Raw genomic sequence first — 12,783 nt, 5'->3', positions numbered from 1 at the left:
GATGCTGCCGGTGAAGTGGAAAGCGTCGCAGCGGTTTGCGCCGGGCGGGGCCCTGGCGGGTGCGCGCACGCGCCTCGCGCCGGTGGTACGCGCAACGGTTGCCGCCCGTATGTTGACCCGCGTGGTCACCGGCGTGGCCACCACGCTCGCGAGCGGCGCGTTCGCCGCGGGCCTGCCGCTGCCGGCTACGGCTACGGCTACGGCTACGGCTACGGCTACGGCTACGGCTACGGCAAACGGGCCCGTCAGTCCTGCGCAAGGTAGTTGTGCTGCACCCGCATGGCCGCGCTGGCAGCAGTTCAAGCGCGATTTCATCTCGCCCGAGGGGCGCGTGATCGACGTCGGCTCGGCCGATTCGCGCACGGTATCCGAAGGGCAATCGTACGGATTGTTCTTCGCTCTCGTCGCCGACGACCGCACGGCCTTCGATTCGATCCTGCATTGGACCGAGGAGCATCTCGCGCAAGGCGACCTGACCGCGCATCTGCCGGCCTGGTTGTGGGGCCGCTCCGACAGCGGGCAATGGGGCGTGCTGGACGCGAATGCTTCGTCCGATGCCGATTTGTGGATCGCCTACGCGCTGCTCGAAGCTGGCCGCGCATGGCAGGAGCGCAGCTATACAGCGCGTGGCGCGGTACTCGCGAAGCGCGTGCTCGACGAGGAAACAGCCAGCGTTGCCGGTCTCGGGTTGACGCTGTTGCCGGGCCCGGTGGGCTTTCATCCGGCGCCTGACGTTTGGCGGGTCAATCCGAGTTATTCGCCGCCGCAGGTGGTCCGCGGCATCGGCACGCGGCTGCCGGACGACGCACGCTGGGCGCGCCTTCTCGCCAGCACCGGCCAGGTCCTGCTCGACACCGCGCCGCACGGCTTTTCACCTGACTGGGCGTTGTACCGCGCCAAACACGGTTTCGCACCGGACTCGCAAACCCGGGCCGAGAGCGCCTACAACGCGATTCGCGTCTATCTGTGGGCGGGCATGCTCGATCCACGCGATCCGCTCGCGCAACCGCTGCTCACGCGCCTTGCACCGTTCGCCGGCTTTATCGCTGCGCACGGCGCTCCGCCGGAAAAGGTCGATACGACGAACGGCAGCGTCGGCGCGAACATGGGTAACGCCGGCTTCTCGGCGGCGGCCGTGCCGTTTCTGGACGCGAGCGGCCAGCGTGCGCTCGGCGATGCGCAGATCGCGCGCATGGAACAACTCGACCGCGCAACGCCGGCCGGCTATTACACCAGCGTGCTGAGTCTGTTCGGACTGGGCTGGCGCGATGGCCGCTATCGCTTTGCCGCCGACGGCACACTCAACCTGGGCTGGAGTTCGCCGTGTCGCGCCGCTTCCCGGTAACGTGCGCAGCGTGGCTGCTCGGCCTCGCGATGCACGTGGCGCCGGTCGCCGCATGGGCAGGCGCGCAGGCAAGCGCGCAGGCAGGCACGGCCGTGCCGTCGCAAAATGCCGCCGCGCAACGCCTGTTCGCGACGGCCCGCATGTGGTCGACCAAGCATCGTGACGATCTGGCGTTGCAGGCGATCCAGAAGGCGTTGCTGATCGCGCCGGACGATCCTGCGCTGCTGGCCCAGCAGGTGCGCATCCAGTTGCGTCTCGGCCAGGCGCAGGCCGCGCAGACGACGCTGGTGCGGCTACGGAGCAAGGCGCCCGGTACGGCTGCCACGCAGCAGATCGAAGACGAGTTCCGCGTCGCCACGAATGGCCGCGAGGAACTGGCGACGATCCGCCTGATGGCGCGCAGCGGCCAGTCCGCCGAAGCGGCACGGCGGCTGGTCGCACTGTTTCCGCGCGGCGCGCCGTCGGGCTCGCTCGGCGCCGAGTACTACCAGATCATTGCCGGCACGCCCGAGGGCCGCGTGCAGGCGATCGCTGCATTGCGTCAGCGGATCGCCGCCGATCCCTCGGATGTCGATTCGGCGCTGGTGCTCGCCAATCTGCTGAACGCGCGCGGCGAGACGCGCGCCGAGGCCAACCGTATCGCGTGGGATCTCGCCACGCGGCCGGATTCGGATCGCTCGGCAGCGCTGGACGCGTGGCGGCACGTGTTGCAACTCGCCGGCGCGGACCCGGCTTATCTCGGCGCGCTGCGCGCCTATCTGCAACTCGTGCCGGACGACACCGAATTCAAGGATCGGGTCGGCGTGATCGAAGCGCAATTGGAGGCGCAGCGGCAACTCGAACGCAATCCCGACTACATCGCGCAGCAACGCGGCCTGCAGGCACTCGCGCGCAACGATCTGACGACGGCCGAACCGCTGCTCGCCCGGGCTGCCCAAGCCCGGGCGAACGACGCCGAGGCGGTCGGCGGCCTCGGTCTGCTCCGCATGCGCGAAGGGCGGCGTGACGAAGCCCGCACGCTGTTTCTGCGCGCGACCGCGCTCGCGCCGGACAATCGCGGGAAATGGGAAAGCCTCGCGCGTGCCGCGCAGTTCTGGGGCACGCTGGCGCAGGGCCGCGAGGCCGCCGCAGCCGGGCGGCCGCAGGATGCCGAACGGGCTGCGCGCGCCGCGCTCGCGATGGAGCCGGCCAACGCCGACGCCAGACTGATGCTCGCCGACGCGCTGCTCGCAGAGCACAACTGGAGCGCCGCGGAACCCTTGCTGCGCGACTTGCTGACGGCGCGCGAACCGAACCTGTCGGCGGTGCGCAGTACCCAGACGCTGTTCGAGAACACCGGCCGCGCGGCTCAGGTCGCGCCGCTCCTCGACGCATTGCAAAGCCGTTTCACTGCCGCCGACGACCGCCAGGGCCTCGCGCAACTGCGCGCCGACATCCTCAGCGGCCAAGCGGAAAAATTGCTGGCGGCGGGCCAGCGCGGCCCAGCCGCGCAGTCCTACGAAGCGGCATTGCGGCTCGCGCCCGATGCACCGTGGACGCGGTTTGCGCTCGCGCGACTGTATCGCGATCTGGGTCTGCCGCAGCTCGGGCGGCGGGTGATGGACGAGAGCCTGGCGGCATCGGCGTCGCCCGAAATGCGCTATGCGAGCGCGCTCTATCGCAATTCGCTCGACGACCTTGGCGGCGCGCAAGCCGTGCTCGCGCCGATCGCCGACCGGGACCGCACCGACGGCATGCGTGCGCTCGAGCGCAGCCTGCAAGCGCAGCAGTGGCTCGCCAAAGCACGCGCCGCATTCGCGCAGGACGATCGTGCGGGGGCGGCACACGCGCTCGACCAGGCAAGCTCGCTGGCCGGCGACGATCCGAACCTGCTGGCCGCGGCCGGCTCGATGTGGATCGATCAGGGCGAACCCGAGCGCGGCCTGGCGTTGCTGCAGAACTGGATCGACACGCATCCGCAGCAGACCGACGCCGAGGTGCGTCTGCGTTACGGCGATCTGCTCGGCAGCGCGAAACGCAATCACGAACTGGACACGTGGCTGACGTCGCTGCGCAGCGACGCCCAACTGAGCCCCGCGCAACGCGCGCGCCTCGAAGACCAGGCGCTGCGCTCGATCCTGCGCCAGACCGACGAGGCGCTCGATCGCCAGGATTACGCCGCGGCGCGGCAGTTGCTCGCCGGTGTCAGCCGGGCCGGCCGGCGTGACAAACGGTATGCGTTCGAAGTCGCCGATCTCGAACGGCTGCAGGGGCACTATGCGGCCGCGCGCGCCGCGCTGGCGCCGGTGCTGGCCGCCACGCCGAACGATCCGGACGCGCAATTGGCGCTCGCCCGGGTGCTGGAGCAAAGCGGCGATCGCCGCTCGGCGCTCGATCTCGTGCGCACAGTGATCGACGGCGCGGCACCCGACGACGTCGATACGCGGCTGTCCGCGGCGCGCCGGCTGGCGGCATTGCGCCGCCCGCAGGAAGCGGAGCAGATCACCTCGGCCTTGCGGGTTGCCTATCCGGCGCGGCCTGACGTGACGGTGCAAAGCGGACGCCTTGCCGAGGATCTGGGCCAGTACGAGGAAGCCGAATCGCTGTACCGTCTGTCGTTGACCCAGGAACGCGCGGCGGAGGTGACGGCCGGCCCCGACGGCACGCCCGCGCAAGCCGCGCTGGCCGATCTGCAGCAACGCCGCAACCCGGAGATCGAGACAGCGTGGATACCCGCCTATAAGTCGGGCGACGCCGGCATTTCGCAGTTTCGCGCGTGGCAAGCGCCCGTGTACCTGCAGATTCCCTATCGCTACGACGGCCACTTTTTCCTCCACGCCGATACGGTTCATATCGATGCCGGCACGCTCGATGTCGACCACGCCAACCCGTCCACGCTCGACGCGTTCGGCACCCTCGGCGTGGCCGACAATCTGCTGCAGCAGGCGCGCTCGCCCGGCATTCCAGCTGGGACGATCGCGGACTACGTGGACCGCAAGTATCTGCATCAGTGGGCCACCGGCGTCGCGCTTGGCGCCGGCTATACGTCCGACGCATGGCGCTTCGACTTCGGCACGACGCCGCTCGGTTTTCCCGTGCATTACATGGTTGGCGGCGTGCGCTACCAGTTCGATGCGGGACCGGCGAGCTTTTCGATCAGCGGCTCGCGCCGTCCGGAGACGAGCAGCCTGCTGTCGTACGCGGGCATGCACGATCCGGTGACCGGCGCCGTGTGGGGCGGGGTGCGCCGCGATGGCATCGACTTCCATACGTCGGTCGATGTCGGCACGACCAGCGTGTTCGCCGATGTCGGCGCGGGGATGCTGACTGGCCGCAACGTGGCGAGCAACCAGGCAGTCACCCTGCGCACCGGCTTCACGCTGCCGGTCTACCAACGCGTCAACACGCTGGTAAGCACGGGGCTGGTCGGCAACGTCTGGCACTACACCAATAATCTGCGTTTCTATTCGTTCGGGCAGGGCGGTTATTACAGCCCGCAACGCTATCTGTCGCTCGGCGTGCCGATCGAATGGGCGGGCCGGCGCGATGCGCTGAACTGGGACCTGACGGCCAACGTCGGCGTGTCGAATTCGTATGAGAAGGACTCGCCGTATTACCCGAACGGTTTGCCCGCGCTGAACAGTGCGTCGCCTGCGCTCAACAGACTGTGGAATACGGCGAGCTCGGCGCCGGGTTTCAGCAACCTCGTCAATACGGCCAGCTCGACACGCGGCGTGGCGTTCTCGTATGGATTGAGCGGCATCGTGCAGTACCGCTTCAATCCGTATCTGGTGGCGGGCGCGCAACTGAGCATCGACCGTTCGCACGACTACGCACCGAGTTCCGCGTTGCTGTACATGCGCTACACCTTCGACGGGCGCAAGCAGGACAACAGTCTGTCGCCGAGGCCCGTGCGCCTCTACTCCAGCTTTTGAGCGGCGCTGCAATGAGATCAGGGAGGCCACGCGTGAACACCGCTACGAATTCACTCAAGCCGACGCCGGCCGGCGCGTTTGTGCGACGCCTGCTGCAGGTTGTCCGCCGCGCGGAATCGGAGCGCGGCGCGTGGCCGGTCGGCCAACTGGCGATCGATGCGCTCCCCGGCGAATGGGCCACGCTCGAAGCCGGCAAGCTCTACGCGGTCTACGCCGCTGCGCGCACGCCGGGCGCCGACGCGCTGCTCTGGGAAAGCGCGCGCCAGGCGCAAGCGCGCGACGTCACGGTGGTGCTGGCACGTGCTCGCGCACAGGTCGCGAGGCGCCTGCGCGAACTTGGTTTCAGCGCCAACGCGCCGGCTTCCGGTTGGCCGCGCAACCTGAGCGTCCTCGCGATGCCGCCAGCCGGCGGCGCCTCGGCCGGTTCCGCCGGCACAGGCGTCCATGGCGTCCCGCCGGTCGCGCTTGCCAGGGTGTTCGGCGGTCTGCGCGCGCTCAAGCGCTTCGGCTTCCGTTCGCGTTCGCTGTATTTCGTCGAAGGCGCCGAGCGCTGGTTCAACTGGGAGGATCCGGCCGCACTCGCACGGGAAGGCCGAATGCTCGCGAACTGGTGCGCGGTGCGCAACATCACGCTGGTGTTGCTGCTGGGTTCGCCATCGGACGCCGATGCCGACTTCGCTGCCGATTCGCCGTTCGTCGAGCCCGCGTTCAACAGCGCAGCGGCGCAGCATGGCCGCAACGAATTTCACGCGGCCTGCGCGGGCGTCGCGCGGATGGAGCACACCCACGGCGAGTTGCTATGGCATGTGGATTTCTGGCGCTCGGGTCGCACGCTCGTCACCGGTGACGTGCGTTCGCTGCGCTTTACCGATGACGGCCGGCTGAGTGTCGCGTCCGATGCGCTCGGCAACGGCGACGCGCGAGGCGATGGGATGCTGGCGCGCGACGAACAGCGGGTGGTGGTCAGCCGCGCAGTGGTGCGCGGACACGAGGCGTGGGTGCCGTCGAACTGGGAAGTGCTGGCCGATCAGAAGGCCGTGCTCGCCGCGTGTGTCGACGCACAGGCGGCGACCGTGGTGCTCGATTACGCCGGCGGCGCGCAACTCGATGCGCTGTGCGCGGCGATCCACGCGTTGCGCCGGCAGGCCGGGCGCGCGTTGAAGATCGTCGTCGCCGAACGGGGTGAAGTGCTGCGCCATCAATACGAACTGCTGGTGCTGACGCTCGGCGCCAACCTGGTGCTGGGCCGCGATCTGCCGTTCTCGCGGATGCAGTCGCTGCTGCAATCGTTGCAGGGACAACTGCACACGCGACCGATCGCCGCCGACTATCGAACCTCGCTCAGCGCTGCGCTGAGCGAGGACGTATTGGGCTATCTGCCCGCCGGCACGTTCTGCGAGCGGGTGCGCGCGGTGCTCGAACGCAGTGCTGTGCTGCAGCTGCCGCATGTGCTCGTCAAGCTCACGCTGCGGCCTCAATGCGCGCACGTCGAAGCGCTAAGAAGCTGCGTGCCGCGCCGTGCGGGCGACGTCTTCACGGCCGATGCCTCGCACCTGTACGTGTTCCTGTTCGCGTGCCGGCTGGCCGACGGGGACGCTGCGCTGGCCCGCATCTTCAACGTGCCGGTCGAGCGGATCGCGGGCGACATCGTGCATCTGGCGGAGCAGAGCATCGGCAACGAATTGAATGCGCTCGCCGCGGCGAGCCGGCGCACGCCGATCGCCGACTACAGCGATCTGTTCGCCACGCCGTTTCGCAATCAGACCGCCCCGCCGGCCACAGCCGCGCGCGCCGGCACCGTTTTGCCGGCCGGGGATGGAATGTCCACGGCCGGGCAGCTCGCCGCGGTGGAGCAGGCGCTCGAGGCTGCGCGTGCGGAAGCGGAGCGGGCGCTCGGGCCGGAGGCGGGCCACGAAGCAGGGCAGGCCGAGGCGTCTGGGCCAATCGCACCGAGGCCGCTGCAGCCGCTGCAGCCTCCGCCAGCGCCAGCGCCGCGCACGGCCCCGCCGCAACGCCGTGCCGAGCCGTATGCGATGCCGTTGCGCAAGAAGGAGAGCGAGTAATGGGATTTCTGTTGATCTGTTTTGTAGCCGGTCTGATTCTCGCGATCCCCGTGTGGATCGTGTGGCAGCGCGCCGGCTCGCATCGCGGTCTCGCGGCGATGCGCCGCTTCGATCCGAGCAATGCGGTGCCCTGCGAAATCGAGCCGGTTGCATTGCGCGCGCGTCTGTTGCCTGACACTGAGCGCCCCGCTGGGGAGACGTCATGAAGACGATTGCTGTCGTCTCCACCGCCGGCGGGACAGGCCGCACGACCCTGAGCGCCGCGCTCGCCGTGCTGCTCGCGCGGCGCGGCCATGCCGTGGTCGCGCTCGATTTCGATCCGCAGAATATGCTCGGCGCGCACCTCGGTCTCGATTGCCTCGCGCCGGCCGGCCTTGCGCAAGCCATGCTCGACGAAAACGAAGCGTGGCATGCGCACACGTGGCGCAATAACGAAGGCGTGCTGTTCGTTCCGTACGGCGCGGTGTCGCTCGAACAAAGCGCGCGCTGCGATGCGCGCCTCGCAGCCGAACCGCAGTGGCTCGCGAATGCGCTCGCGCAACTCGATCTGCCGGGCGACGGCGCCGTGCTCATCGACACGGCCCGCTATCCGTCGCAGCAAGGCGAGCAGGCCGTGCGGAGCGCCGATCTCGTGCTGTGCGTGACGCCGCCCGAAGCGGCCGCCTGCGCGACCCTGGTTGCGCGGCTCGACGCGTTGCGGCGCGGTGGCGCGAACCTGCGGATCATCGTCAACCGGCTGAATCCGGCGCGCGACATGCAGCGCGACGCGCTGGCGATGCTGGGCGCCGCGCTCGGCGACGGCCTGCCGCTCGCGCAGCGCGTGCATCTGGACGCGGCCTTGCCCGAATCTTTCGCACGCGGCACGTGGCTGTTCGACGACGCACCGCATTCGCAGACGTCGCACGATCTGCAGGGCCTCGCGAATTGGCTTCATGCGTGGCTCGCCGCCGCGCTGACTGACGCGCCGGCGGCAAACGCGCGCCGCGCGGGCGAGCGGCCATGAACGGGCCCGTCTCCGCCGGCCGCCATGCGCGCACGCTGCGCCAGCGCGCGCTCGAGTGGTTCGCGCGCGGCCTCGGGCTGCCGGCGGAGCGCACGGCGCTCGACTGGTTCGTGCGGGTGTTTTTCCAGCCGCCGGCAGCCGGCAGGGCGGACCTCGCGCGACTGTGGAGTCGTGCTGCCGTGCTGCATCTGGCCGCGCAGTGGGGCGTGCTCGAACCGGATCGCCTGCGTGCGTGGGTGTGGCGCGCGTTCATCCGGGCGCCGAAGCCGCACGCCCCGACGGGCAGGCCCCAAGTGCGCGCGGCGCTCGCGTGGATCGACCGCTGGCTCGTGCCGGTGCTGCTGCGCTGGCGGCGCGTGCGCCAGCGCATCGAAGCGATGCTGCCGAGCCTGCCGTGGCAGCGCTGGGGCATGCAGCTCGAAGCCGGCACCCAGCGCATCGGCCACATTCGCTGGCTCCTGCCGCTCATCGTGGTGGTGGGCGCGGTCTTGTGGGCCATGATCGGCACCTCGCCGCTGTCGACGGACGGCCAGTTCGAATTCTTCGCGGTGCTGGTGGTCGTGGCGCTGGTGGTGCGCCGCTTCCATGGCCGCATGCCCGTGCTGATCCTGACGACCCTGGCCTTGCTTGCGATGGTGCGCTACATCTGGTGGCGCGTCACGCAGACACTGTCGTTCCAGACCCCGGGCGAGGCGATTCTCGGCTATCTGCTGTTCGGCGCCGAAGCGTACACCTGGGTCATTCTGCTGCTCGGCTTCGTGCAGACCGCATGGCCGCTCAACCGTACGATTGCCGAGTTGCCCGCCGACACGTCGAGCTGGCCGACGGTCGACATTTATATTCCGACCTATAACGAACCCTTGACGGTGGTGCGGCCGACCGTGTTCGCCGCCCAGGGTATCGACTGGCCGGCGGACAAGCTGAAGGTCTATCTGCTCGACGACGGCCATCGCGAGGAATTCAGGAATTTCGCACGCGATGCCGGTATCGGCTACATCACGCGTGACGACAACCAGCATGCGAAAGCGGGCAACATTAACCGTGCGCTCGAAAAAACGCACGGCGAGTACATTGCAATCTTCGATTGCGATCACGTACCGACCCGCTCGTTTCTGCAAACCACGATGGGCACGTTCCTGCGCGATGCCCGATGCGCGATGGTGCAGACGCCGCATCATTTCTTCTCGCCCGATCCGTTCGAGCGCAATCTCGGCACCTTCCGCCGCGTGCCCAACGAAGGCAATCTGTTCTACGGGCTCGTGCAGTCCGGCAACGACCTGTGGAATGCTTCGTTCTTCTGTGGATCGTGCGCGATCATCAAGCGCACGGCGCTCAACGAAATTGGCGGGATCGCGGTCGAAACGGTCACGGAAGACGCGCACACCGCGCTCAAGCTGCACCGGCGCGGTTATACGACCGCGTATCTGCCGACCGTGCAGGCAGCCGGCCTCGCCACCGAGAGTCTCGCCAGCCACATCAAGCAACGCACCCGGTGGGCGCGCGGCATGGCGCAGATTTTCCGCATCGACAATCCGTTTCTTGGCCGCGGTCTGGGTTTCTTCCAGCGCCTGTGCTACGGCAACGCGATGCTGCACTTCTTCTATGGCGTGCCGCGGCTCATCTTCCTGACCATGCCGATGGCGTACCTGTTCTTCCAGATGTATTTCATCAACGCGTCCGCGACCACCATCGCGGGTTTCGTGCTGCCTTACATCGTGCTCGCCAACATCGCGAACTCGCGGATGCAGGGCAAATTCCGCCATTCGTTCTGGGCAGAAGTCTACGAATCGGTGCTCGCGTGGTACATCGCGCTGCCGACCACGGTGGCGTTTTTCAGCCCGAAGCACGGCAAGTTCAATGTGACCGACAAGGGCGGGCGCATCGACGAAGGCTACTTCGACTGGGCGGTGTCGAAACCGTATCTGGTGCTGCTGGCGCTGAATGGCTGCGCGCTGATGGCGGGCGTGTACCGGCTGACGTTCGGGCCGGGTGGTGAAACCGCGACGATCATGATGAATGTGTTCTGGACGCTCTACAACCTCGTGATGCTCGGTGCGGCGGCGAGCGTGGCGCGCGAGGCGAAGCAGGTGCGCGTCACCCACCGTATCGCAATGCGGGCCGCGGCGACGCTGCTGCTCGTGGACGGTACGACGGTGGCGTGCACCACCAGTGACTATTCGACCGGCGGTCTCGGTCTCGAAGTCGTTCCGGCGTTGCCGCTCGCGCTCGGCGACAGCCTCGGCGTGTGTCTGAGCCGTGGCGACCGGCAGTTCCATTTTCCGGTGCATGTGAGCCGCTATGTGGGCTCGCACCTCGGTGTGCGCTTCGAAGGCCAGACGCTCGAACAGGAGCGGCAGATGGTGCAATGCACCTTCGGCCGCGCCGACGCCTGGCTCGACTGGGACGAACAGACGATCGAGGACGCGCCGCTGCGTGGCCTGAAAGAGGTGCTGACGATGGGCATCGAAGGTTATTCGCGGCTGCTGAACGGCGCGCTGCGCGCGCTTCAGTCGCTGCTCGCGCTGGACCGTACACGCTATTAATGCCGATGGCGCGTGCGCCCGGCCAATGAGAGAACTCCGACCATGACGCTGTGGAACCTGTATTTCATCATCAAGCTGTACCTGTTTGCGGGCGGGCATCTACAGCCGGTGTGGATCGCCAACATCGGATTCGCGCTGGCGCTGGTGGCGAGCGCGACGCTGCGCCACCTTGGATGGCGCGTCCTGCGCAACCTGCTCGGTCTCGCGATCGGCATCCCGCTCATGTACCACGAAGCGAAAGTGCCGCCGTTCTTGCGCCTGACCGAAGAATTCGGCAACCTCACCACCTTCAGTTTCGACTATTGGCTCGAACTCGCGCAGCGTTTCTTGCCGCCCATGCTGATGCTCACCGCGCTTGGCGGGCTGGTCGGCTATCTGATCGTCAACCGCTGGCTGCGGGTGGCGACTTTCGTGCTGCTCGCGCTGGTCGCGATTCCGCTGTGGCAGCAGGGCACCGCGATGTACGCGCGGCTGCAGAGCGAACCAGCCACGGCCGCATCCGGCAATGCGCTTGCCGCGCAGCCACTCGACCATAACGCGGCGCTGTCGGCCTTCCGCACGCAGGAATCGCAACGGCAAGTTACCTTCGGCCATGTCGGCACCGATGCGAAGACGCAGTTCGACGTGATCGTGCTGCATATCTGTTCGTTGTCCTGGGACGACCTCGACGCGGTGAAGGCGCGCAATCACCCGATGCTGAGCCACTTCGACTATCTGTTCACCCACTTCAGCACGGCGGCGAGCTACAGCGGACCGGCCGCGATTCGGGTGCTGCGGGCGAGCTGCGGACAGGAAGCGCACGCGGATCTCTACAAGGACGCGCCGCAGCAATGCCACCTGCTGGCCGACCTGGCGCAGGCCGGCTACACGCCGCAGACGATGCTGAATCACGACGGCCACTTCGACAACTTCCTGCAACTGGTGAACGACAACACCGGTGTGCCGAATGTGCCGATGATCTCGAACGCGAGCGTGCCGGTCGCGATGCATGCCTTCGACGGATCGGCCATTCACGACGATTACGCGACGCTCGCCAACTGGTATGCGCAGCGCGCAAGTACGCCGGGCCCGGTCGCGCTTTACTACAACACGATCAGCCTGCACGACGGCAACCGTCTGCCGAACAGCAATCTGTCGAGTATCGACTCGTACCCGCAGCGCGTGAACAAGATGATGAGCGACTTCGACCGCTTTGCGGATCTGATCGCGGCCTCGGGGCGGCGCGCGGTGATCGTGTTCGTGCCGGAGCATGGCGCGGCGCTGCACGGGGATGCGAATCAGGTCGCGGGTCTGCGTGAAATCCCGACGCCGCGCATCGTGCAAGGACCGGCAGGCGTGCGGCTGGTCGGCTTCCAGGGCAATCATGGGCCGACCACGGTGATCGACAACCCGACGAGCTTCCTCGCGATTGCCCAACTGCTGTCGAACCTCGTTTCGAACAGTCCGTTCAAGCCGGGCGTGAGCCTGGCGCAGTACGCCGCCAATCTGCCGCAAACGCAGATGGTCGGCGAGAACGAAGGAACCGTGACGATGAAGACGGCGTCGGGTTACGTGGTCAAGACACCGGACGGCATATGGGTGGACGGCAAATGACACTAGCCAATGCTGAAGCGAGGGCGCAGGCGAGCAGCTGGCCGGTGGACGATATTACCGGCCTTGGGCGCCGGTTGCCCGAAGTCGATCCGGCCACGTACTTCGACGAACAGGCGCGGGAGTCGTATCAGCTGTCGCTCGTGAAATGGCCGGTGCTCGCCCGGCTGATGAATCTCGCGCCGCGCGACGAGGCCGCGGCGTCCTCGGTGTCCTCGGCGTCCTCGGCGTCCTCGGTGTCCGATATACACCAACCCGCGCAAGCGGCAGCGGCCGGCTAGGCGTTCGCGCGGCGGCGCGCCGGCCGGCGCGTGTCCTCGGGCGG

General features: G+C 67.8%; 8 protein-coding genes. All 8 read left to right on the top strand.

Going from position 1 to position 12,783, the window contains the following annotated elements:
* The first annotated feature begins 1 nt into the window (after position 1).
* From bcsZ to P3T22_RS21585, 8 genes are read left to right on the top strand one after another with little or no spacing between them, the layout of a single operon-like run.
* A complete protein-coding gene (gene bcsZ, locus P3T22_RS21620) occupies positions 2-1,345 on the top strand; it encodes a cellulose synthase complex periplasmic endoglucanase BcsZ (RefSeq protein WP_429326064.1) in 1,344 nt (447 codons plus the stop codon).
* Between the two features lie 29 nt (positions 1,346-1,374).
* Positions 1,375-5,259: a cellulose synthase subunit BcsC-related outer membrane protein gene (locus tag P3T22_RS21615; RefSeq protein ID WP_429326087.1), complete on the top strand. Its 3,885-nt coding sequence runs from the start codon at positions 1,375-1,377 to the stop codon at positions 5,257-5,259.
* A gap of 11 nt (positions 5,260-5,270) precedes the next feature.
* Entirely contained in the window at positions 5,271-7,322 is a 2,052-nt protein-coding gene (gene bcsE, locus P3T22_RS21610; protein WP_429326063.1) for a cellulose biosynthesis protein BcsE, read from the top strand.
* Entirely contained in the window at positions 7,322-7,528 is a 207-nt protein-coding gene (locus tag P3T22_RS21605) for a hypothetical protein (protein WP_063495423.1), read from the top strand. Before bcsE ends, P3T22_RS21605 begins: the two co-directional genes overlap by 1 nt.
* A complete protein-coding gene (bcsQ, locus tag P3T22_RS21600) occupies positions 7,525-8,325 on the top strand; it encodes a cellulose biosynthesis protein BcsQ (protein WP_063495424.1) in 801 nt (266 codons plus the stop codon). Before P3T22_RS21605 ends, bcsQ begins: the two co-directional genes overlap by 4 nt.
* Entirely contained in the window at positions 8,322-10,868 is a 2,547-nt protein-coding gene (gene bcsA, locus P3T22_RS21595) for a UDP-forming cellulose synthase catalytic subunit (RefSeq protein ID WP_429326062.1), read from the top strand. Before bcsQ ends, bcsA begins: the two co-directional genes overlap by 4 nt.
* A gap of 42 nt (positions 10,869-10,910) precedes the next feature.
* Complete coding sequence (gene bcsG / locus P3T22_RS21590) at positions 10,911-12,461, top strand: cellulose biosynthesis protein BcsG (RefSeq protein ID WP_429326061.1); 1,551 nt, start codon at positions 10,911-10,913, stop codon at positions 12,459-12,461.
* Positions 12,458-12,739, top strand: a complete 282-nt coding sequence (locus P3T22_RS21585; protein ID WP_429326060.1) for a hypothetical protein — start codon at positions 12,458-12,460, stop codon at positions 12,737-12,739. The genes bcsG and P3T22_RS21585 overlap by 4 nt, the downstream gene beginning before the upstream one ends.
* Positions 12,740-12,783: the final 44 nt, after the last annotated feature.

The sequence above is a fragment of the Paraburkholderia sp. GAS348 genome (assembly GCF_050434205.1).
In the GTDB taxonomy this organism is placed as follows: Bacteria; Pseudomonadota; Gammaproteobacteria; order Burkholderiales; family Burkholderiaceae; genus Paraburkholderia.
Note: the sequence above shows the minus strand (reverse complement) of the source record. Positions and strands in the feature narration are given on the sequence as shown.